General features: G+C 67.7%; 22 protein-coding genes. 10 read left to right on the plus strand and 12 right to left on the minus strand.

Annotated features, from left to right (window positions below; all coding sequences use genetic code 11):
* Positions 1-41: 41 nt before the first annotated feature.
* Entirely contained in the window at positions 42-1,622 is a 1,581-nt protein-coding gene (locus tag ON40_RS13255; protein ID WP_040822179.1) for an FAD-dependent monooxygenase, read from the minus strand.
* 95 nt (positions 1,623-1,717) lie between these two features.
* On the opposite strand from ON40_RS13255, the gene ON40_RS13260 reads away from it, so the two are divergent.
* Positions 1,718-2,428, plus strand: a complete 711-nt coding sequence (locus ON40_RS13260) for a TetR/AcrR family transcriptional regulator (RefSeq protein WP_040822562.1) — start codon at positions 1,718-1,720, stop codon at positions 2,426-2,428.
* A gap of 121 nt (positions 2,429-2,549) precedes the next feature.
* Here the strand turns inward: ON40_RS13260 and ON40_RS49215 are convergent, their stop codons facing one another.
* The 3 genes from ON40_RS49215 to ON40_RS13275 are packed head-to-tail and all read right to left on the minus strand — an operon-like array spanning position 2,550 to position 4,409.
* Positions 2,550-3,170 (minus strand): DUF4232 domain-containing protein, encoded by a 621-nt coding sequence (locus ON40_RS49215; protein ID WP_083895615.1) that lies wholly within the window; start codon positions 3,168-3,170, stop codon positions 2,550-2,552.
* Positions 3,164-3,748 carry a maltokinase N-terminal cap-like domain-containing protein gene (locus ON40_RS13270; RefSeq protein WP_051193055.1) on the minus strand — a complete coding sequence of 195 codons (585 nt, stop codon included), beginning with the start codon at positions 3,746-3,748 and terminating at the stop codon, positions 3,164-3,166. The genes ON40_RS49215 and ON40_RS13270 overlap by 7 nt, the downstream gene beginning before the upstream one ends.
* 58 nt (positions 3,749-3,806) lie before the next feature.
* A complete protein-coding gene (locus ON40_RS13275; protein WP_083895616.1) occupies positions 3,807-4,409 on the minus strand; it encodes an HdeD family acid-resistance protein in 603 nt (200 codons plus the stop codon).
* A 257-nt stretch (positions 4,410-4,666) separates the two neighbouring features.
* On the opposite strand from ON40_RS13275, the gene ON40_RS13280 reads away from it, so the two are divergent.
* Entirely contained in the window at positions 4,667-6,031 is a 1,365-nt protein-coding gene (locus tag ON40_RS13280; protein ID WP_051193057.1) for a cytochrome P450, read from the plus strand.
* A 312-nt stretch (positions 6,032-6,343) separates the two neighbouring features.
* Here ON40_RS13280 and ON40_RS13285 read toward each other — a convergent pair whose 3' ends face one another.
* Positions 6,344-7,477, minus strand: a complete 1,134-nt coding sequence (locus ON40_RS13285) for an FAD-dependent oxidoreductase (RefSeq protein WP_040822180.1) — start codon at positions 7,475-7,477, stop codon at positions 6,344-6,346.
* A 123-nt stretch (positions 7,478-7,600) separates the two neighbouring features.
* Between ON40_RS13285 and ON40_RS13290 the strand changes: the two genes are divergently transcribed.
* Entirely contained in the window at positions 7,601-8,299 is a 699-nt protein-coding gene (locus ON40_RS13290; protein ID WP_040822181.1) for a TetR/AcrR family transcriptional regulator, read from the plus strand.
* A 112-nt stretch (positions 8,300-8,411) separates the two neighbouring features.
* On the opposite strand, the gene ON40_RS13295 is transcribed toward ON40_RS13290, so the two are convergent.
* Positions 8,412-9,599, minus strand: a complete 1,188-nt coding sequence (locus tag ON40_RS13295; RefSeq protein WP_040822182.1) for an epoxide hydrolase family protein — start codon at positions 9,597-9,599, stop codon at positions 8,412-8,414.
* 102 nt (positions 9,600-9,701) lie between these two features.
* Between ON40_RS13295 and ON40_RS13300 the strand changes: the two genes are divergently transcribed.
* Positions 9,702-10,289, plus strand: coding sequence for a CGNR zinc finger domain-containing protein (locus ON40_RS13300; protein ID WP_040822183.1), 588 nt, complete (start codon positions 9,702-9,704; stop codon positions 10,287-10,289).
* A gap of 122 nt (positions 10,290-10,411) precedes the next feature.
* Here ON40_RS13300 and ON40_RS13305 read toward each other — a convergent pair whose 3' ends face one another.
* From ON40_RS13305 to sigJ, 3 genes are all read right to left on the minus strand, one after another.
* On the minus strand, positions 10,412-11,284 hold the full coding sequence (locus ON40_RS13305; RefSeq protein ID WP_040822184.1) for an NAD(P)-dependent oxidoreductase: 873 nt from the start codon (positions 11,282-11,284) through the stop codon (positions 10,412-10,414).
* 318 nt (positions 11,285-11,602) lie between these two features.
* Positions 11,603-12,394 (minus strand): class I SAM-dependent methyltransferase, encoded by a 792-nt coding sequence (locus ON40_RS13310; protein ID WP_040822574.1) that lies wholly within the window; start codon positions 12,392-12,394, stop codon positions 11,603-11,605.
* A 35-nt stretch (positions 12,395-12,429) separates the two neighbouring features.
* The gene (sigJ, locus tag ON40_RS13315; RefSeq protein WP_040822185.1) at positions 12,430-13,338 is read right to left on the minus strand and encodes an RNA polymerase sigma factor SigJ; all 909 of its coding nucleotides are present in this window, start codon (positions 13,336-13,338) and stop codon (positions 12,430-12,432) included.
* A 133-nt stretch (positions 13,339-13,471) separates the two neighbouring features.
* Between sigJ and ON40_RS13320 the strand changes: the two genes are divergently transcribed.
* Entirely contained in the window at positions 13,472-14,104 is a 633-nt protein-coding gene (locus ON40_RS13320; RefSeq protein ID WP_051193058.1) for an NADPH-dependent FMN reductase, read from the plus strand.
* A complete protein-coding gene (locus ON40_RS13325; protein WP_040822187.1) occupies positions 14,073-14,537 on the plus strand; it encodes a YybH family protein in 465 nt (154 codons plus the stop codon). Before ON40_RS13320 ends, ON40_RS13325 begins: the two co-directional genes overlap by 32 nt.
* A 45-nt stretch (positions 14,538-14,582) precedes the next feature.
* On the opposite strand, the gene ON40_RS13330 is transcribed toward ON40_RS13325, so the two are convergent.
* Positions 14,583-15,569 carry a GlxA family transcriptional regulator gene (locus ON40_RS13330; protein ID WP_040822188.1) on the minus strand — a complete coding sequence of 329 codons (987 nt, stop codon included), beginning with the start codon at positions 15,567-15,569 and terminating at the stop codon, positions 14,583-14,585.
* Between the two features lie 73 nt (positions 15,570-15,642).
* Between ON40_RS13330 and ON40_RS13335 the strand changes: the two genes are divergently transcribed.
* Entirely contained in the window at positions 15,643-16,482 is an 840-nt protein-coding gene (locus tag ON40_RS13335; protein WP_040822190.1) for a dienelactone hydrolase family protein, read from the plus strand.
* Positions 16,483-16,807: 325 nt separating this feature from the next.
* Here the strand turns inward: ON40_RS13335 and ON40_RS13340 are convergent, their stop codons facing one another.
* Positions 16,808-17,761 carry a hypothetical protein gene (locus ON40_RS13340; protein ID WP_245567786.1) on the minus strand — a complete coding sequence of 318 codons (954 nt, stop codon included), beginning with the start codon at positions 17,759-17,761 and terminating at the stop codon, positions 16,808-16,810.
* Between the two features lie 595 nt (positions 17,762-18,356).
* On the opposite strand from ON40_RS13340, the gene ON40_RS13345 reads away from it, so the two are divergent.
* Positions 18,357-18,818, plus strand: coding sequence for a P-loop NTPase family protein (locus ON40_RS13345; protein ID WP_040822192.1), 462 nt, complete (start codon positions 18,357-18,359; stop codon positions 18,816-18,818).
* A gap of 896 nt (positions 18,819-19,714) precedes the next feature.
* On the opposite strand, the gene ON40_RS13350 is transcribed toward ON40_RS13345, so the two are convergent.
* On the minus strand, positions 19,715-20,590 hold the full coding sequence (locus ON40_RS13350) for an NmrA/HSCARG family protein (protein ID WP_040822193.1): 876 nt from the start codon (positions 20,588-20,590) through the stop codon (positions 19,715-19,717).
* A 129-nt stretch (positions 20,591-20,719) separates the two neighbouring features.
* Here ON40_RS13350 and ON40_RS13355 point away from each other — a divergent pair, with 129 nt between their 5' ends.
* A complete protein-coding gene (locus tag ON40_RS13355; protein ID WP_051193059.1) occupies positions 20,720-21,301 on the plus strand; it encodes a TetR/AcrR family transcriptional regulator in 582 nt (193 codons plus the stop codon).
* 77 nt (positions 21,302-21,378) lie between these two features.
* A complete protein-coding gene (locus ON40_RS13360) occupies positions 21,379-21,810 on the plus strand; it encodes a pyridoxamine 5'-phosphate oxidase family protein (protein ID WP_040822195.1) in 432 nt (143 codons plus the stop codon).
* Positions 21,811-21,928 lie beyond the last annotated feature (118 nt).

Genomic DNA, 21,928 nt, shown 5'->3' on the forward strand with positions numbered 1-21,928 from the left:
GTGTGGAAGTTCGCAGCGATGCAGACGCCGGCGCACGCGGCCTATCGGGCCAGGATGCGGGTGAGCATTCGATGCAGCAGGTGCGCGGGGGCGGGTGGGGCGGTGGGGATGCGGGCGGCGATGATCTGGTCGGGGCGGACCAGCAGTGCGCCGTCGGGTTCGATGCCCACGGTGTCGGCCCAGGGGCGGATATCGTTGTCGGACAGCGGGATCACGTGTGCGTCGATTCGGATGCCCAAGCGGTCCGCTACGTCGGAGGCTGCGGCGATCCAGCGGTGGTTACCGGCGATGACGGTGCAGTGTGTGCCGATCAGGTCCAGGGTGGATGCGCCGCCGGGCAGGCGGTGGTGCGGTAGGCGCGAGCCGGGGGTGCCGTCCAGGTCGGCGAACACGTCCTCGGTGGAGGGCAGATCCGGCTGCGGGTCGATGACCGCCGCGGAGTCGTAGCGGTAGCCCAGGTGCACCACGGGTGCGTGCAGTGCGCCCGCGGCCGCACGGCGTTCGGCGGCGTGCGCGTCCCAGTGCAGCGTCGGGTCGGCCAGGCGAATCATGGCCTGCGCCAACGTCATTTCCGCGACGGGGCGACGCTCGGTCTCGTAGGTGTCCAACAGCGCGGGCCCCGCGTCACCGCGCAGCACCGCGGCCAGTTTCCAGGCCAGATTGTGCGCATCGGCCATACCGGTGTTCAGGCCGAACGCTCCGATCGGTGGCACAGTATGTGCGGCATCGCCGACCAGGAACACTCGTTCGAGCCCGAATCGGTCGGCGAGAGTGCCTCGCGGCCGCCACGGCAGCACGCTGACGATCTCGACCGGTAGGGCCGAATCGCCCACTGCGGCGCGGATCAGCTCACGACAACGCTCGTCGGTGAAATGCTCTGTCACAGAGGATATGTCGCCGGAACGAGTATGGAAGATCCATTCCTGCTCCCCGTCGACGGTCACCAGCAGTCCGGGTGCGTCGGGATTGGTGATGGTGCAGTTCACGAAATGGCGGCCACCGGTGTACGCGGTCAGATCTGCGCGGAACAGGATGCTCACGGTCGGCTCGCCCAGCGCTCCGGGCCCGCTCACTCCTATACCGAGGTGTTCGCGCACCGTACTGCGCACCCCGTCGGCGGCGATCAGATAGTCCGCAGCGAGGGTTTCGCCGGTGTCGAGAGTGACCGTCACTCCCCCGGATTCGATCGCACACTCGCGCACCCGCGCCGAGAACCGCACGCGCGCACCGCCTTCGCGCGCTGCGGGCAGCAGCACCGAGTCCAGGCGATGCTGCGGGCAGACCCCGCGCACCCGCGCCGGACCGGGATCGGCCTGGCCCCAGGCATTTCCGACGATCGCCCCGGGTGCGGCCGCGGACAGATTCGCCGAGGCCAGGGTGTGCATCGACATCTTCACCGCCCCGCCTGCGGACATGTCCACCGCGACATTGTCGACCGCCCGATCGAGTCCGGCCTGGCGCAGGAATTCCATCGTGCGCGGTCCGAGGCCGGTCGCCCGGGGATGCACCGACACCCCGGGTTGTTGTTCGAGCACCAGCGGCGTCACACCGTGCCGGGTCAGGAATACCGCAGCGGCCAACCCGACGCTGCCGCCGCCCACGATGAGCACTCGATCGGACATGACCACCCCTTACGGATACACTGTTCGCTTATGGATACACTGTAGCCATAAGAGTGGCGGCGGTGCCACCCACCAGTGGCGAGGAGGAGTTTTCGATGTCCGAGGACGAGCCGATCCTGGTGTGGATGCGCGAACCCCGCGCCCCGCGACGGCAGGGTCCCGACATCGACCGGATCGTCACCGCGGCAATCGCCATCGCCGACGCCGACGGACTCGAGGCGGTGTCGATGCGGCGCGTGGCCGCGGACCTGGGTTCGGGCACCGCCTCGCTGTATCGCTCGCTGGCCGGCCGCGACGACCTGATCGATCTGATGATCGACCGCGTGCGCGGCGAACGCGACCTGCCCGAGCGAACCGGGCACTGGCGCGCGGACCTGACCGCACTGGCACACCACCTGCGCGCAACCCTGCTACGGCATCCGTGGCTGGGCCCGCAGATCGCCGGACGTCCGGCGCTGGGCCCGAATTCGTTGCTCGAACAGGAATTCGCCCTCGCCGCGGCCGCCGAACTCACCCCCGACATCGCCCGCGTCACCTACATCGTCGACGCGGTGGGCGCGTACATCTTCGGCGCGACCACCCGCCAGCTCGCCGAGCAGCGCGCACACCGCCACACGGGCCTGACCGAGGATCAATGGCGGCACGCCGTCGCCCCCTACATCCGCACGATCCTCGCCGCAGGCGAGCATCCCCACCTGTCCCGCCGCATCCACCAGGACACCGACCCCACCCCCGAGGACACCTTCACCTTCGGCCTGACCGCCCTGCTGGACGGCATCGCCCACGCCGGGCGCTACGAGCCCTGATCGAACAGGACTGTTTCCACCGTCGATTACTCCGGTGTCGTTGCCGCACAGGGTGTCACAACACGTCGGGTCGACCGCACCACCGCGCACGACCATCGGTCTCGCGCGCCAGCGACGCGGTTCACCCGGTGACCGGATGTACCTGCAGCTCACAGCCGTTGATGCCGACGTTCACGGTCCGGGTGTCGGTGGTGTTGGGCGGGGTGACCAGCAGGGTCGAGTACATGGTGCACTCACCGCCGTCGGGTCCCATGGCGGTGGCCTCCACGATCGCGTGCGCGGGGTTGTCGGACCGCACGGTCACCAGGGTGCCCGCGCCCGGACCGCCCATATATCCGGTCGGTGTGCGCGCGGCGTGGACGACCGGTCCGCCCGCACCGGTGTCCACCCCCGGATAACCCTGCAGCGTGCACGGCGCGGCGCCCGCAGCCAACGCGAAGGTCAGTTGCACACCGCGATGCATCATCGCCGCACCCAATGCCTTGCCGCTGAGGACCAACTGGCTGCCCGCGCACGGCGCGATCGCCGCCGAGGTCGCCGAATTCCGCACCGTCCTACCGGGGCCGGGCGCGGCAGAGGGATTCCCGGACGGCACCCCCGCGCTGGTCACCGCACTCGCGCTCGTCCCGCTGTCCGCCGTGCCGGTCGCCGCTGTCCCGGTCGAAGTGGATGAACATCCCGCCACTCCGCCGACCACGCCACAGAACAGCACCGCCGTGAAAACCCTTGTCCTGGTCACCATCTGCTATTCCTCCCGTCCATCGCGGTCGCCTCGAGCAGCACCCCGTGGGTCTCGCGCCCTTGCGGTGTGCGCCACGGGCCGCGCACCGACCCGCACCGGCCGTGCGGATCACCGTCCCCGGGAATCCGGACGACGCGCAGGGCGATCGGCGCATCGACAGCGGCACAGGTGATATCGATATCCGGGTCCGGGGTGTTATCCCGCTGCTGATCCTGCGCTTCGGCTCGCCCGGTCAGCAGTGCCAGCGCCTGAGCGACGAAAACCGGATCACCCGGGCCGTCGTACACCCACCGTCGTCCCAGTACACCGTGTTCGAGAGTGCCGATCAACGCGTCGTGCGCATCGGGCAGTGGCGCGCCGCGGTAGGTCATCGGGACGTGGTACGTGTGCGCGGTGACCGTGTCGGTCACCAGATAGCATTCGATGCCCACCTGGCCGGCGGGATCGTCGAGGCGGAATCCGCCGACCGCGACCAGCTCGGGTGTTCGCGTGCCATGGAACCAGTCCTGCGCGGGCAACCACGTTCGCAAGAGTTCCAGTTTGGTCGGAATCAGCGAGGTGTGGTGGATGACGGCCATGTTCCGACGGTACGTCGTGCACCTGAATGCATCGGCGCGGCAATGCCACAGGGTGTGCTCAGGAGTGCGAGCGCAGCAGGCCCTGCACGCCGACGTGTTCGGGGGTGGATTCCGGCCGGGCGATGCGGGTGGCGATGCGGATCTCGCTGATTCCCAACAGGATCAGACACACCCCGGCCAGGACCGCCAGCGCGTCGAGGGTGTCGATGGGCCAGATGACCACCGCGAGACCGGCCACCAGGGTGAGCAGTCCGGCGATCTCCTGGCGGCCGGCGCCGGGCAGTTGGTCGGACCAGACCGCGACGGTCGCCTGGACGACGCCGCGGATCACCCAGCCCAGCCCGACCCACAGCGCGACCAGCGATACCCAGTCGCCGCTGCGCATGCACCACATCGCCAGCAGCACCGAAACCAGCGCGGTGCCGAACTCCAGGATCTTGAGTCCGGTGCGGATGCGGCCGCGGAACGCCAGCACCATCTGCCAGGCCGCGGTCAACAGCATGGCAACGCCGAACAGTAGCTCGGACATCGAGACCGATCTGCCCGGCCACACCATCATCACCACCCCCAGCACCACCGATGTACAGCCGATCGCCAACGCCGCCTGCCAGGCTTCGCCGATGTACACATCGGTGCGCCCGGCCACTCTGAAGGTGGGCATGGCGTCATGATATGAGCAACAACCTTGTGTTGCCTAATATTTGCGTCATCATCGTCCGAGATGTCGGCATTGCGATAGATATCAGGAAAATCGCGATGGCATTACAGTCGCCACACGATTGCTCGTATCGACTGCGGTACGCCACGCATCGACGAGGCCGATCCGCGACGACGGTCCGGACCCGCGGGCCGTACCGTGGTATTCGACCCGCGTCGGTCGTTTCCGGGCACGGGCATCCCGGAGGAAGGCATGAGCTGGTGAGCACCGCATATCCCCCCGGCCCGCGGCTGCCGCGGCTACTGCAGACCCTGATGTACGCCACCGCGCGCCCGCGGCTGCTGACCACGATGTCCGCCCGCTACGGCGACGTGTTCAGCCTGCGTCTGCTGCCGCCGTACGCCGAGCATCTGGTGGTGTTCTCCCGGCCCGAGCACATCCGGGAGGTGTACGCCGGTGATCCGGCCGATATGCATGCTGGAGAAGGCAATCGGGTGCTGGGCGCGGTGATGGGTGAGCATTCGGTGCTGCTGACCGACGAGGCCGAGCACGCGCGGGCGCGCCGACTGCTGATGCCCGCCTTCGCCGCGTCGGCGTTGCGCGGCTATCGCGGGCTCGTCGAGCAGATCACCGCCGACCACGTCGAATCCTGGCCCCCGGGCACTGCGCTGCACACCCTGGACCGGATGAACGACCTCACCCTCGAGGTGATCATGCGGGTGGTGTTCGGGGTGAGCGATCCGCGGCGGCGTGAGCTGCTCGCACCCCGCTTGCGGCGCATCGTGAACATCAACCCGATCATGCTGTTCGGCGGAATCTGGCCGCGCCTGCAGACACTCGGCCCGTGGCAGCGGATGCGCGAGAACCAGGATGCGTTGAGCGCATTGCTGTACGAGGAGATCGCGCGCCGTCGCGCCGCACCGGATTCCGATGGCGCGGATGTGCTTTCGCGACTGCTGGCCGTGGGATCCGGCGAGGATGCCACGGATGTCCCGCTCTCGGACGCGGAGTTGCGCGATCAGCTCGTGACGTTGCTGCTGGCCGGGCACGAGACCACCGCCTCGGCGCTGTCGTGGGCGTTCCACGAGCTGGCCGCGGACCCGACCGTTCAGGATCGCGCACACCGTGCTGCCCTCGAAGGCGACGAGAAATATCTCGAGGCGGTCCTGAAGGAGTCGATGCGCCGCCGCACGGTGATCGGCGGCGCGGGCCGAAAACTGACCCGCGAGATGACGATCGGCGGCTGGCGGCTGCCGGGCGGCACAGTGGTGTCGACCTCGATCCTGCTGGCACACCGCAATCCGGACCGTCACCCCGACCCGGAACGCTTCTCTCCGGACCGTTTCCTGGACGGCAGCGTCGCCCCGAACACCTGGCTTCCGTTCGGCGGCGGCGTGCGCCGCTGTATCGGAGCGGGCTTCTCACTGATGGAAGGCACGGTGGTACTGCGCGAGGTGCTCTCCCGCTACGCCCTGTCCCTCCCGCCGGGAGTGCACGATGAGCGCGTCCGCATCCGCAACATCACCCACGTCCCCGCAGGCGGAGCGCAGGTGGTGCTGACCGCTCGTCCCCGCGACGACGCCCCATCCGATCCGGTACGCGAGGTCTCCCCGACCCACACCTGACCCGGCGACCGCACACCATGCGTCTTCGCATCGGGTGCACCGATGCACCGACCGCATCCGGAACCCATTGCGGTGTCCCCGATCCCGACACCGCTGATACTGGCCGACAGGGTTTCGCCCACGCTCTCGGGCCGTACCCGGCGACGCACCAACCCAGCGTCGAGGTCATGCCGAGCCCGAACCGTAGCAGCGGCAGCGCGGACCCGGGTGAGTCGCACCACCTCGCCGCAGGTAGCTGCCGGACGGATGTCGCCATGGAAATCGTTGCTCGCCAGCGGATCTCGGAGAAGTGACAGCGGGGCACGCACTGGCTCAGGCGGTTCGGCCGGCTCCGGTGAGCAGGTCCAGGAGGCTGTCCGGGGTGTTCTCTCCGAAGCAGCGCTGGAAGTCGGCGGCGGCCTCGAGCGCTTCCGCGGCGCTGCGGGTGAACAGGGCCTGCTCGTATGCACCGAGTGCGGTTTCGCGATCCTCGGGGTGCTCGGCGAGTGCGCGCCCGAGTTCGGCGGCGTCGAACAGGGCCAGGTTGGCGCCCTCGCCGTTGGGCGGGGACAGGTGCGCGGCGTCGCCGAGCAGGGTTACTCCCGCGACTCGTTGCCAGCGGTGCTCGATCGGCAGCGCGAACAGCGGGCGCAGTGCCGGTGTGGTGTCGCTGTCGGTGATCAGTGCGGTGAGTTCGGGTGCCCAGCCGTGGAATTCGCGCGCGATCCGCTCGGTCGCGGCGGCGGGATCAGGGAGGTCGATCTCGGCGAACCATTCCTGCGGCGCGGCCAATGCGACGTAGGCGTGCAGGGTTCCGCCGCTCTCGCGGTGCGCCTGAATGGACTTTCCGGGCACGGGGGCCAAGAGCGCTCCGTCGCCGACGGCCTTCGCCGCGGCCGGGTGCCGGGTGTCGGCGTCGAACAGGTAGGTCTCGACGAAGGTGGTGCCGACGTATTCGGGGGTGGCCTCGGACAGCAGCGACCGCACCCGCGACCAGGCCCCGTCCGCGCCGACGAGCAGACCGGTCCGGACGGTCGAGCCGTCGGCGAAACTCACCTCGTGACGGCCAGGCTCCACCGCGCGCACGCCGGTGACGTTGTGTCCCCACCGCACGGTGCCCTCGGGTAGCGAATCCAGCAGGAGCCGGCGCAGGTCGCCGCGCTGCACCTCGGGTCGGGTGCCGGTGCCGTCGTCGGGTTCGTCGAGCAGCACGGTGCCGTCCGGGGCCAGCACCCGCGTCGCCTCGCGTCCTTCCAGGACGAGGTCGCGGAACTGTTCGAGCAGTCCGGCCGCGGCGAGCGCGGGCTGGCCGTTGTGTTCGTGGATGTCGAGCATGCCGCCCTGGGTGCGTGCGGTGGGCGAGGGCTCGGCTTCGTAGACGGTGGCGGGGATGCCGTGGACGTGCAGGACGCGAGCGAGGGTGAGGCCGCCGAGTCCGGCGCCGATGATGGTGATCGGTGCGCTCATCGTGGGCTCCTTTCGGGATGCGGCCGCTCGGGGGTGACCCGGTCGACCTGACTGGTACGCCGCTCCATGATTGGAATGCCATTCCATGTTGGAACAATGCTCCAGACATGTCAAGATGGCGGTATGCCCACCCGCACTCCCCGATCATCGAGGCGCACCGAGGCGCTGTCCCGCGAGCGCATCGTCGCGGCCGCGATCGATCTGCTCGATATCGCCGGTGAGACCGGGCTGACGTTCCGGGCGCTGACCGAACGCCTGGCCACCGGTCCCGGCGCGATCTACTGGCATGTGGCGAACAAGGGCGAACTCCTGGCAGCCGCCACCGACGCGGTGGTGACTGCCGCGCTGACCCGCGAGCCCGCCGAACCTGCGGCCACTCCACGGGAACGGATCCGTGCGGTGGCCCTGGGCCTGTTCGATGCGATCGACGAGCATGCTTGGCTCGCAACGCAATTGGCCATCCAGATGTCCCGCGATCCCGCAGGGACATTGGCGCCGCGCCTGTTCGAGGGCCTCGGTCGGCAGATCAGCGCCCTGGACGTCCCCGAGGCGGCCTGGTTCACCGCGACCTCCGCGCTGATGAACTACATCCTGGGCGCGGCGGGCCAGAACGCCACCAACGGCCGGAACGCCACACATCAGGACCGCCCGGATTTCCTGGACACCGTCGCGACCACCTGGGAGAACCTCGACCCCGAGGAGTATCCGTTCACCCGAGCGGTCGCCCGTCAGCTACGCGGGCACGACGACCGCGAGCAGTTCCTCGACGGCCTGGATCTGGTCCTGTCCGGAATCACCGCCGTGCATTCCTCCGACCGTTAGTCCCCCGACCGGTTCGGGATTCCGGTGGCAATCGCAACCGAGACCCCTTGTTGCGCAGAGCATTCGGCCCCCAGCTCGGTCCCGGACCAATTCCCGGTCCCGGCAGCCGCGTTCACCGATGAGCGGCAAGCACTGCCGCGAGCCCTTCTCGCAGGTCCTCGACGAAATACTCGGGAACCTCCAGCGACGGGAAATGTCCCCCGACTTCGGGCGAATTCCATCGGACGATCTGTCGGTACCGCTCCTGCGCCCAGAGGCGCGGGGTCTTCTCGATATCGCGGGGATACATGGTGATTGCCGACGGGACGTCGACCCGGATTTCGGGGTCCAGCGAGTTGTGGCTTTCGTAGTAGATGCGGGCCGCCGATGCGCCGGTCCGCGTCAGCCAATACAGGGTGACGTCGTCGAGAATCCGGTCTCTGGAAATCGTCTCGAACGGGCTGTCTTCGGTATCGCTCCACTCGGCGAACTTGTCGAGGATCCAGGCGAGCAGCCCGACCGGTGAGTCGACGAGCGAGTAGCCGATGGTCTGCGGTCGGGTCGCCTGCTGCTTCGCATACGCCGCGCGGTGGCGCCGACCGGTGCCATGCCAGAAATCGCGGGTGTCTTCGGTCCATGTGCGCTCGGCGGCCGTCAGCCCGTCCGTAGCCAAACCGGGCGGCGCCTCCGCGAACAGTGTGTGGATGCCGAGAACGTGCGCCGGAAACCTGCCGCCGAGGACCGTGGTGATATTGCCTCCCCAGTCGCCGCCGTGGGCTGCGAACCTGCGGTAGCCGAGCCTGCCCATCAGTTCCACCCATGCGGCCGCGATCTTTTCGGTTCCCCACCCGGTGGTGGCGGGCTTATCGCTGTAACCGAACCCCGGTAGCGACGGGACCACCACGTGGAACGCCGGGGCGGCAGCATCTCTCGGATCCGCCAGCTCGTCTACGACATCGATGAACTCGGCGATACTGCCCGGCCAGCCGTGCGTCAAGATCAGCGGAGTGGCATCTGCGCGCGCGGATCGGCGGTGCAGGAAGTGGATTCCCAGATCAGCAATGGTCGTGCGGAACTGCCCGATCCGGTTGAGGCGCTCTTCGAACGACCGCCAGTTGTACTCGGTGCGCCAGTAGTTCACGACATCGACGAGGTCGGCGAGCGGAACGCCCTGTTCCCATCGGCGAGGGTCGGGCGCGGCGCGATAGACCGTCTCGGCTTCCGGCAGCCGCGCCGCGGCCAATCGCGCTCGGAGATCGTCGAGGTCGGCGTCGGTTGCGTGGGCTTCGAATGCTTGCACGTCGCTGGATGAACGGGGCATGAGACCTCCTGGCTATCGCGAACCGGCTTTGAGCTACAGAGAACCGGCTAAGACGGTTCTAACATGTAATGCAGGCGTCCTGCAACCAGCTATGGTGGTTCCATGTCTGCTGGGTTCCCTGAGTTCCGCCTCGGTAGCGTGCTGGCGACCAGCTTCACTGCGACGCTGACGGAGCGTCAGGGCGACGCTGTTGAGCGCATTCCCACCCCGCAGCGACTCATCGACTGGCTGGCGGTGAGCGGCCTGGCCGTGGACTCCTGCACCACCGCCCAGCTCGAACTCGCTCGGGAACTGCGGGAGTCGATTCACGCCGCTGCGACAGCAGCCGCGATCGGCGACGCTCTGCCTGCGGCTGCCGCCCAAGTCATCAATGACTGCAGCATTCGCGGTCGGGCGGCGGCCATCCTGACGCCCGAGGGAAATCGCCAATGGCGACTCGGCTCGGCTTCCCGCGTAGAAGATGCCCTGGGCGTGATCGCCGCCGACGCGATCGACATCATCTCGGGCGAACGGGACGGAAAAATGGCCCTGTGCGCATCGCCGACTTGCCGAGCCGCCTTCTTCGACACCAGCCGAAGTCGCACCCGCAAATGGTGCGAGATGAACACGTGCGGGAATCGCCAGAAGAAGGCGCGTTTCAATGCCAACCAGCGCAAGAACGACACTGCCGCACGCACGGATGCCAGCTGATCCGGCTTGCCCGGCAGGAGAGACTGGCGCACGAGCAGGTGTTCAGTCCGACCTGGTTCCCGGACCACCGTCCTGAGTCGCCCACTCACGAAGCGGCACAGAGGATCTCCCAGGAGCGCAGTTCACTCCCGCAGCAGATCGATCACCTTGGTCTCGCCGAGTTCACCGTGCCCTGCGTCGACCAAGCGGGTGAAGATGTCCAGCGCGGTGTGGCCGAGAGCTGCCGGAGTGCCCAGCGCGTCGGCGGCTTCGACGCCCAAGCGGGTGTCCTTCAGGCGCAGCGCGGCGGTGAAACTGACGTCGCGGTCGTGGGCGTCCTCGAGGATCAGCCGGGCGACGCGCACCACGGTGGGGCTGGCCGCACCACCGCGCGAGAGCGTGTCGACCACCGTGGGCAGGTCCAGTCCGGCCAATTCCGCGGTGCGCAGGGCCTCGGCGGTCGCGGCGATCTGGATCGAGCCGAGTAGGTTCTGCATCAGTTTGTAGGACGTGCCCGCACCCACCTCACCGAACCGGACGATGTTGGTGCACAACGGTTCCAGCAGCGGGCGAGCCGCGTCGAGGGCCGTTCCGTCCGCGCCGACGAACAGGGTCAGCGCACCGGCGGCGGCCGCTTCGGGCAACCCGGTCACCGGGGCGTCGAGATACCGGAGGCCCCGCTCGGACGCCTGCCGGGACAGGGCCAGCACGTGCGGGCGGGAGATCGTGGAGCACTCCACTGCGAACGCGCCGGGCGCGGGCGAACCGGCGAGCGCACCGTCCGGACCGAGCCACACCGTCCGCGAAGCCGGGTCGTCGGCGACCATGGCGACGATCATCGCCGCATCCCGGACCGCCTCGCGCGGAGTGGATGCGGCGATCGCCCCCTGCGCCACGAGCGGTTCGGCCCGCTGCGGGGATCGGTTGAACACGTGCACCTCATGCCCGGCGGCGACCATCCGCGCCGCCATCCCCGACCCCATCCGGCCCAGCCCCAGCCATGCGATTCGCGCCATTCCTCGACCCTATCGAGCACCGAGCGATGGGAACCTCACGGGCTTACACACACCGGGCACCTCCCCCTCGACCCGGACCGATCCGATATCGATGCGCGAAAGGTTCACCCTCGGAACCGATTCCGTGCAGGTAGGCCCGGAACTGTTGCGGAAGTGCGGGTTTCAGCGCTGGGGACCTCCCACGTGTCCATCGGCACGGGCTTGTCGGGGCCGCACGACAGTCTCGACGGCGCGCACGGCAACGGGGTGCTGCTGATGTACCAGGCGCTCGTGCTGCATGCGGCCGATTCTCACGGTCCGCCGGACGAGCAGGCCGTCTCAGCCCAGGGTTTTGCGTCCGAGAAGGTGAAAGACCCGGCTCATCGCACGGTAGGGATCCCGCAGGCTGGCTTCGTATTCCACCGCGATCGTGGCGGCGACCTGTTCGGTGTCGTTCACATCCAGGTCGACTCCGCTGAATTCGAGCCAGTCCACGAACAGCCACACCCCGTACCAGCGCACCGGTTCCACGCCGTGGCCGAGCATCAGTTTGCCGACCTCCTCCGGCGTGTCCGCGCGGCCGGGCAGTCCCATAACGGTCCCGTGCCGGGTGTCGAAGGCGGCGAGCGCGTCACGCCAGCGTCGTTCCAAGGCCGGTTGAACCGCGGTGGTGTGGGCGTTGGCGGTCATGATGGATACGATCCCGTCGTCGGCCGCGCATCGGCACAGCTGCTCGACGAGCGGTTCGGGCTGCTCGAGGTAACCGAGCACGCCGTGGCACAGCACCGCGGCGAAACGCTCTGCGTTCACCGCCTGTTCGGCGTGCTCGCCCTCGGCCTGCACGAAGGTGACCCGGGAGCGGACTTCCTCGGGCAGCCGCGCGAGCCGTTCGCGCGCCTTGTCCAGCATCGCCGGGGACGAATCCAGAACCGTCACTTCGTATCCGACCTGGGCCAGCGGGAACGACTGATGCCCGGCACCGCCGCCGACGTCGAGTACCCGCGCCGGAGCCGGTGGTAGATGTTCGAGCAGATGGCGGTGGATCACCGAGGTGCGTACCCGCCCTTTGACGGTGGCGTAGGCCCCGTCGGCGAAGCGATCGGCCAGTCCGGCCCAGACGTCGTCGGTCATGGAGACCATCCTATAAGTAAGTGGTTAGTAACCAGTTACATATCCGGTGTGGTTTCCCCAACTGTCCAGGGCCGCAGCTTCTCCGGATTCCGGATCGCCCAGATGTGCGTGATCCGGCCGTCGGCGATGCCGAAGGCGTACACCGAGACGATGGCGTCGCCGAGCTGTGCCACCAGACCGGGCTCGCCGTTGACCGTCCGCTCGAGCAGGGTCACCGCGGAGTTGCGCGCAGCGATGTCCAGCCAGGTGTGGGCGATCTGCTCGCCGCCGATGATCGGATCCCGGAACGCCGGGGCCAGCCCACCACTGTCGGCGGTCGCGATCGCGGTCGGATCGAGCAGGCCGATCAGCGCCTCGATATCCCTTGTCTCCCAGGCTCGTTTGAAATCCCTGACCACCTCGGCACGCCGGCCTGCCGAGGGCCCCTGCACGGTGCGCAGGCGGCGGCGAGCCGAGGAGGCGAGCTGACGGCAGGCCGCGGTACTGCGCCCGACGACCTCGGCGACCTCGGCGAAGGAGTAGCGGAACACGTCGTGCAGGACGAAGGCCACCCGCTCGGCCGGCGTCATGGAATCCAGTACGACGAGAAAGGCCATGCTGATCGACTCGTCGAGCGTGACCCGGTCGGCGGGATCGGCCGGGACGGGGCCACCGAACCATTCCGCATGGCCGGGTACCGGCTCCGGAATCCACGCGCCCACATAGCGTTCCCGCCTGGCCCGCGCCGAGCCGAGCAGATCGAGGCAGATCCGGCTCGCGACCGTGGTCAACCACGCACCGGGCACCGCCACCTCCCGCCGCTGCTGCTCGGACAGCGCATACCAGCGCACGTAGGTCTCCTGCACCACATCCTCGGCCTCGGCCAGCGAGCCCAGCAGCCGGTAGGCGAGATTGAGCAGTTGACGGCGTTCACTGATCACCATCGGCAGGTGCGGGTCGGTCATGGTCGGCTCCTTCGTCTTCGTGTCCTCACCGAATTCGACGAATCAGCGACCCGATTCGTGACGCGGCGTGACATTCTCGGCGGCTGCGTCGTCGGAAGGTCGTGAGGTTATCGACAGAGCAGGAGTTCGGACAGTGATCAGAATCGGAATCATCCTCGGCAGTACCCGCCCCAACCGTAGAGGCCCACAGGTCGCCCAGTGGGTTCAGGACACGGCATCGCAGCGCGACGACGCCGAATTCGAACTGATCGATCTGCGTGATCACCCGCTACCGCATCTGGACGAGCCCGCGCCGCCGATGTTCGGCCCGTCGGCGCACGAGCACACCCGTCGCTGGGCCGAGCGGATCGCCCCGTTCGACGGCTTCGTGCTGGTGACCCCGGAATACAACGGCGGCGTTCCCGGCGTGTTGAAGAACGCCATCGATCACGCATTCGCGGAATGGACCGACAAGGCGGTCGGATTCGTCTCCTACGGCGCGGGCGGCGGCGCTCGCGCGGTCGTGCAACTGCGGACGGTGTGCAGCACGCTGGGTATGGCCGACGTCGGCCATCAGGTCGCGATCTCGCTGCTCACCGATTTCGAGAACCACACCACCTTCGTACCGCGTGAACACCATGCCGCCGCCCTGAACAGAACGCTGGATCAGGTCATCGCATGGAGTACCGCCCTGGCTCCGCTGCGCCGCCCTATCACCGACACCCCGCACATCGACAAGAAAGGAACCGATCACGATGACGCCGAACGACTTTCGATCACGCGCTGACCGCGCCGCCGAGGATGAAATCCAGATTCGCCGACACATCGACAAGGTCGTCGATGCACTGCGCGCCAAGGATCTCGAGGCTCTGAGGCAGCTCTACACCACCGACGTGGTGTCCTTCGACGTCGAACCGCCACTGCAGCATGTCGGGGTGGCGGCGAAACTCGAGAACTGGGCGAAGGTGTTCCGGATCTTCGAGACCGTGAACTACGAGGTTCGCGACCTGCGGTTCACCGTGGGCGGCGAGGTGGCATTCGGGCACGCCTTCGTTCGCCTGAGCGGAACCCTGAAGCAGGGCGTGGCCACGAACGGTATGTGGGTCCGGGTCACCTACGGACTGTGCCGGATCGACGGCGCCTGGCTGATCGCACACGACCAGGTCTCGGTGCCCTTCGACGTGGACAGTGGCAGAGGCGTCGTCGATCTCGAGCCCTGAGGGGTCGCGCCGATCCGGCCCCGGAATCCTGAAACGGCACTCCTATCAGGTCGATTCGGCCGCGCGGGTGCGGGTGGCGGTCGGTGTCTCGCCGGTGTGCCTGCGGTAGATGCGCCGGAAGGCCGCCGGATCGGCGTAACCCACCGCGCCCGCGATCACGTCGACCGGTTCGCGGGTGGTCGTGAGTAGGGTGGCCGCGTGCCCGACCCGGAGGCGATGAACGTACCGGATGGGTGAGACGCCGACGCGGTCGCGGATGCGGCGGGTCAGAGTGCGCGGAGAAACCGCTGCGGCACTTGCCAATTCGTCCAGCGATAGTTGCCGGTGCAGATTGGCGTGCACGTGCTGTTGCACGGCACGCAGCACCGGGTCGGTGGCCCGTAGATGCTCGAGCACCATGTAGCGCGACTGCGACATGCGGGCATCGAGCACCAGGTAGTGAGCCACCTGCTCGGCCAGTGCACCGCCGCCGAGGCGGGCGACCAGCGCCAGCAGCAGATCCGTGTGGGCGAAAGCCGCACCGGCGGTGACTATTGCGCCGCCGTCGACCACCATGCGATCGGAGTGCACGGTGACATCGGGGAAGCGGCGGGCCAACAGCGGCGCCAGCCACCACGTAGTGGTGGCGGCCCGGCCCGACAGCAGCCCCGAGGCCGCGAGCACGAAGACAGCCGAGCAGGAGGCAGCTACCGTAGCGCCGGAATCAGCGGCACGCCGGATGATTTCGACAGCCTGCATGGTCTGGGGTCGGGTCAGCAGCTCCTCGACACGCGCTTCGCTGGACGCGGACGGCCCCGGCAGCAGCAGAATGTCGCCGGGTTCGAACTTCGCCGCGCCGAGCGGAGTTTCGGTATCGACGCTGATCAGCCGCCCACCGCTGGAGCGGACCGGGAGCCCATCGAGTGATGCGACGCGCTGTCGCAGCCGCTGGCCCGTCGTGTCACCGGCGATCCCGGCTGCCGTGTCGACGATGTCGACACCGAGGCCGAGTGCACCTTCGAGCACACCGTCCAGCGCGAGGTGGGTAATCATATGGCGAGACTAGACCGAAGAGTGGCGATCTTGCCGATGGTGGTGTGCTGACCTGCTACGGCAGAGTTCGGGTGTGCAGCAATCTCTCCCCCAGGACCCTCTCGACGACGACCTGTCCGATTTCACACCCCGGTCGATCACGCTCGACGGAGTAGCCCGCACCGTGTACGTCAGCGGCATCGGACCGGCGGTCATCGTCATGGCGGAAATGCCCGGCATCAGTCCCGATGTGGCCCGCTTCGCGCGCTGGGTGCGCGAGGCCGGGCTCACCGTCTACCTGCCGTCACTGTTCGGCCGCGACGGTGCCTATCCGGAGGCGGAGGCAGGCGTGGAAGTCTTCAAACGAGCCTGTGTCAGCGCGGAATTCCGGGCCTTCGGCGCGGGCAAGTCCAGCCCCGTCGCGGTGTGGCTGCGTGCGCTGGCAGCGCTGGCCCATCGCGAATGCGGCGGTCTCGGGGTCGGCGCGCTGGGTATGTGCTTCACCGGCAATTTCGCGCTCACCATGATGCTCGAGCCCGCGATGCTGGCGCCGGTGCTGTGCCAACCGTCCCTGCCACTGGATGAGCCCGGGGGACTGGAGATTTCGCCCGGTGAGCTCGCGGCCGTGCGGAAGCGACTCGATCGCGATGATCTCGTGGTCCGGGCCTATCGTTTCGAGGGCGACCGCTTCTGCACCGAGCAGCGTTTCGCCGCCTATGCCGCAGCGCTGGGCCCGCGTTTCGAGCCGCGAGTGCTGCCCGCCGACGCGGCGAATCCGTCTCCGCCGCCGTTCTTCTCACAGATCGTCGGCTGCCCGCACAGTGTGGTCACCGCGCATCTCGTCGATACGGCCGGGGAGCCGACCGCCGCGGCCCGCGACGAGATCCTCGCCTTTCTCGTAGACCGGCTGATTGCGGGCGTTCCGTTGCAGTGACACAGCGTCTACTGCTGGTCCAGTTTCGCGGCCACTTCCACCGGACAGGAATTCTCCAGCCCGCAACACGTTCTCGGCTCAGGTCCAGGCGTGTGTCCATGCCGAGCCGTAATGTCTTGACCAGCTTTCCGCTGCCGTGCACCTGCAACTCGTTGCCGGGGAGCTGTTCGAGTGCCGCGATCTGCTCGACGACGTCGGCACCGAGCACTGTCGAGTTCTCCCACTGGGCCGCTGCCAGTGCTTCAACCGCCGAGTGGTTGCCGGGAATCAGTGGGAGAAGTTCCACCGCCCATCGGTCGACGCGATGGGCGGTCGGCGTCGCGAATCAGGTTCCGGTGCTGGTGGTTTCAGTTCCTGTTCCGCTGCGGCGGGATTGGGCCAGGAGGTCGTCGGCGAGGCGTTCGGCGCGTTCGGCGCGGGCGAGGGTTTGGGCTCGTGCGTCCTCGACGGCGGCGAGGCGTTCGGCGGCGTCGCGGTGTGCGGCGGCCAGTGCGGCGGTGTGGGTGGTGCGTAGGGCGGCCGTGTCCTCGGTTGCGGTGCGCCGCGTTTCGGCGAGTTCTGCTCGTGCGGTGGTGATCTCCGCCCGGGCCTCGGTGAGTTCGGTGCGGCTGCGGGTGAGTTCCGCTCGCGTGTCCGACAGGGCTTCGGCGCGTTCGGCGGCCGCGGCTTCGGCGCGATCGATGGCGCGTTCGGCATCCGCGACGCGCTGAACGGCCAGGTCGCGTTCGGCTGCGGCGGCGGTGATCTGCTGGGCGGCTTCGCGTTTGACACGTTCGATATCCGCGGAGCATGCGGTGCGGGCCCGGGTGATCTCCTCGTTCGCTTGGTCCCGGGCCCGTTCGAGGTCCTCGGCGGCTTCGCGGCGAATGGCTCGGACCTGGGCTTCGGCCTCGGTGCGGGCGGTGAACACCTCGTCCGCGGCCTGGGTGGTGACCTTCTGCACCTCACCGAGCGCGTCGTCGCGGGCGGCGAGCGCTTCGGCGATGCGGGCTTCGGCATGTTCCGCGGCCGCGGCGGCGTCCTCGGCGGCGGATTCGGCTGCGGCCCTGGCCTGTTCGGCCTCGCGGCGGGCTTGTTCGGCGGTGACCGCGGCCATCTCGGCTTCGGCGATGCGACGTGCGGCCTCGGCCTGCACGGCCTGGACCTGGTCCTCGGCGATCGACGGGTCGGCCAGCGTGGATAGTTCGGCGACCGCGGAATTCAGTGTGCCGCCGAGTTGTTCGGCCAGGGTTCGGAACTGGATGAGCAGTTCGTCGGCCCGTACCCGGGCTGCGGTCACCGGACCTTTTTGCGTCACAGTGACGTTCGCAGCCGGGGTGTCGTCCTGCTCCTGTTGCAGTCGTTGACGTTCTCGCCAGGCTCGCCACCGGGTGTGTTCGGGGTGTTCGCAGTATTCCGAGGGTCGACCCGGGCCGCCGCTCTTGGTGATGGTTCGTGAACATCCCGGGTAGTTGCACATCGTCGCCACCGGAGAATCGTAGCGTTTGTTTCGTCAAATCCAACGATATGACACGAAACGAATGCCGGTGCGCCGCACGGCAAACGATCCAGTTCTGACCGCCGATAAGTGAACGTTATCGGCGGTCAGAACCCCTGGGGGCGAGCACAGACTTCCTAGTACGTCGCAGATTTTTCGTTTCCGTTTGCGTCGCCCCAACCAAACGAAACAGATACGTAATCCCTTGAAAACTAGGGTCGCTGGTGCGGCCGTACCAATTTCGGTGAACTGCCGCGATCACGCGGATAACGACCGAAACCTCCGCTGAGAAATGAGTCGGTTGCCGAGCTACATCTCGCTCCCCCGAGCGGCTCTGCGCGGACATACTCGACAGAGGTCCGCGCGAAGGCGATCATCCGATTCCCACGGAGGCTGTGTGCAACGAGTGGTCGTGCTCGGTCGTGGCGGTGCGGGCAAATCGGTGCTCGCGCGCCGGTTGGCCGAGGTGACGGGGCTGCCGGTCACCGAATTGGACGAGCTGTTCTGGTCAGCGGATGCGACCCCGATCCCCCGCGAGCGGTGGGCGGCGCTCCAGCGGGAACTCGTCGCGGCGCCGACATGGATCCTCGACGGCGATCTGGGCCCGTTCGATGTGCTCGAGCCCCGACTCCGCGCCGCCGATACGATTGTCGTGCTGGATTTTCCGCTCGGAATCTGTATCCGGCGCGCGCTGCGCCGCTCTCGCGAGAGTCTCGTGTTCTGGCGCTGGATGGTCTGCTACCGCCGCCGCAGCCTGCCTGACATCCTCACCGCAGTCACCCGCTACGCGCCCAACGCGAACCTTCAGCTGTTACGTCATCCCCGCGAGGTCGAGCGGTTTCTGCACGACCGACGGTGAAACCGTTGCCGCTCACCACCATCGATCGCCGAACCTGTGGGCAGTAGCCGGTTGTGGGAGCGCGCGACGGGCGGTGGTCGAGAGCTGCCAGTGATGGCGCATGTCCGCCTGCCGGCACGGTGGCATATGGAGACGGCACCGGTCATTCACCAGTACGAACGGGCAGGAAACGTGCTAGACGCTCCTGCGAGATGACCTGGCATGTCCAGAGCATCCGCCGATCGATCCGTGCTGTCACTGTCGATACTGCACGCCTGGCGGTCTGACAATTCGATGGTTTGCTACCGGCCGCTGCTGGTGGCGAGATCAGGGCTCTCTCGCCAGGCTCAGCGCGTATTCATCGGTTCCGTCAATTTCCTCCACTACCTGCTCCGCGGCGGCCGCGTGTGGATGTCGGTCTCGCCCCGAGCTGCCAGCTCATCGAAACGCCCTGCCAGCACCAGTAAATCCATGTGCCACAGATGCGCATGGTGCCGGCGGTGATCAGCGCTATAGCACTCGGCAAAAGCACTGACCCCGGGGATCACAGGATCCCAGTCCCCACTGGCCTCCGCCGCGTGTGCGGCTTCGCTCCAGGTTTCCACGATCTCAGTATGACGAAGACCAGCATCGCCAGCGGGCTCGCCGAACAATCGGCAGCGGATTCGGCGTCACCCTCGACCCGCCGGAGCGCACCGGCCATGCCCTGGAAGACTTGTGCCACAACAGGTCCGCGTATCGGCACCGCCGTGATACTCGGCGACACCGGTGAGCGCGGCCTCGGTTCCCGCCGCAGGTCCGCCTGTCCGATGCCGTGCGCGCGTGACGCCAGATGTCTATGGTCCGCTGTCGGGGACTGTGTTTCGGCGACGCTCGGCGCGGCGCAGTCAGCCGCGCAGTGTGTGGATGCACGGTGATCAGGGCCGGGGATCGAGCAGTGGGCGGATCAGTTCTGCTCCCTTACGGCCGAGCCAGTCTCGGAAGTTCATCAACCCCGGGTGCAGTGCACGCAGTTCGTCGATATCGACGGCGGGCACGCTGCCGTCGCCGCTGTTGAGAAATTCGTAGCCGCGAGCGAATCGTTCGTTGATGCGGCGCAGTTCCTCGATCGGACGTTGCAGATACGGGACCGGCTGCCCGACTGCGGCGCTGACCTGGGCGGCGACCTCGGGTGGTGTCAGTGCATCACCGACCAGCTCGAACGTCCGGCCACGGTAGTCATCCGGGTTCTGCAACGCGAGTGCGGCCAAGGCGCCGATGTCGTCGAGCGCGATGAACTGCTGGCGCACGTGGGCAGCCGCGGCGGTGCGCAGCGCGCCGTCCCGAATCCCGACCGTGGCGGACTGCGTGATCAGGTTCTCCATGAAGGAACTCGGCCGCAGCACGGTGGCCGAGACACCCGACGCGGCGATGTATTGCTCGATCTCCCATTTGGTCGGTTGCCCGCCGCGGTCGGTACCCAGACCCGAGCTGTAGACCAGATGCGTCACACCGTATTTCACGGCGGCGTCGGTGATGGCCTTGCCGGCCTTCACCTCGTCCTGTTCCGGGGCCAGCGGCCCTGGGTGCACGCTGTACACCCCGTACACGCCGTCGATGCAGCGCTCGATCGTCGCCGGATCCTCCAGCGAGCCCGCGATCAGACGTGCGCCCGCACTCGTCAGGGCCCGAGCTCTGATGCTTTCCGGACGGCGAGTCAACACCCGCACCTGCCATTCGTCGGCGAGCAAGCGGTCCGCGACCGCTCCGCCCTGCTGCCCGGTCGCACCGGTGACGAAAACAACCTGGTCCATGTGTCCTCCGTGATCGGATTTCGGGTCAACCGCGCCAACGGGCCGCGATAAGCGGAGAAGTCTCTCCGATTCTTGAGACTATACGGAGATGCTTCTCCGTTTCGCAATGGTGACCGTTAGGATCGAACGATGGGTGACAACACCGGGCACATCGCCAAGCCGCTGCGCTCGGACGCCCGCCGCAATCGTGATCAGGTGCTGGCCGTCGCTCGGCAGATGCTCGCGGTCGACGGCTCGTCGGTGTCCTTCGACGAGATCGCACGCCGAGCCGGGGTCGGTGTCGGCACCGTCTACCGGCACTTCCCCACCCGCAACGCGTTGTTCGAGGCGGTCATTCTCGGCCGCATCGAGAAGTTCACCGAGCGAGCACGCACGCTTTTGGCGACCGGCACCGCACCGGAGGAGGCATTTCGCGGGTACTTCGCCGAGCTCGTCGGCGAAGTCGCCCTCAACCAGGCGTTGTGCGAAGCGCTCGACGACAGCACCGGTACTGTCATCGCGATCCCCGAGCAGCTTCGGGACGAGTTCCTCCGGTCGTTCGAAACCCTGCTCTCACAGGCGAAACGAGCCGGGGCGGCGAGATCCGATGTCGATATCGCCGACGTGTTGGACCTGGTCATCGGTGTGGCGGCAGCCGAGCGTCGCGCCCGGTTGCGCGGCACCCCGAACCAGCTGATCGCAATCGTGCTCGACGGGCTCACCGTCAGATAACCGGGGCCACGTATCGCAGTCCGGGTCGGGACGCTGTCACCGAAATAATCCTGCGGCACCGGGATGTTCGTAGTTGTATGCCGAAACCTTTCACGGAGACTGAACGTCAGCAGTTCCTCGCGGACAAGCACATTGCGGTGCTGTCGGTCGCGGCTACCGATGGCCGCCCGCCCGCCGCCGTCCCGATCTGGTACGACTACAGCCCGGGTGGCGATATCAGGATCAGTACCGGAGATCGGAGCCGCAAGGTCAGGCTCATCCGTGCGGCCGGCGTGGTCACGCTGACCGTTCAGCGGGAAGAACTGCCCTACCAGTACGTCATCGTCGAGGGCACCGTCGTCGACGATGTCACTCCCGCTCCCCACGAAGCCCGAGAGGAGATCGCCGTCCGTTACCTCGGCCCGGAGGGCGGGCGCGCCTTCGCCGACGGCATGGACGGCAGCGGGTCGACCCTGCTCACCATTCGTCCCGATCGCTGGATCAGCATCGACTACTCGGGCGATCTCTGAAAGTCATGTCCCGGCGGCCCGGGGGCCGATTTGTATGCCCACGCCCCGGGCCGACCGAGCCCGGATTCACCGACGGGCCCGGGGGGCCGCATCCAACGGCCTGAAGCTCGAGTTGCAG

The sequence above is a fragment of the Nocardia jiangxiensis NBRC 101359 genome (genome assembly GCF_000308615.1).
GTDB lineage: Bacteria > Actinomycetota > Actinomycetes > Mycobacteriales > Mycobacteriaceae > Nocardia > Nocardia jiangxiensis.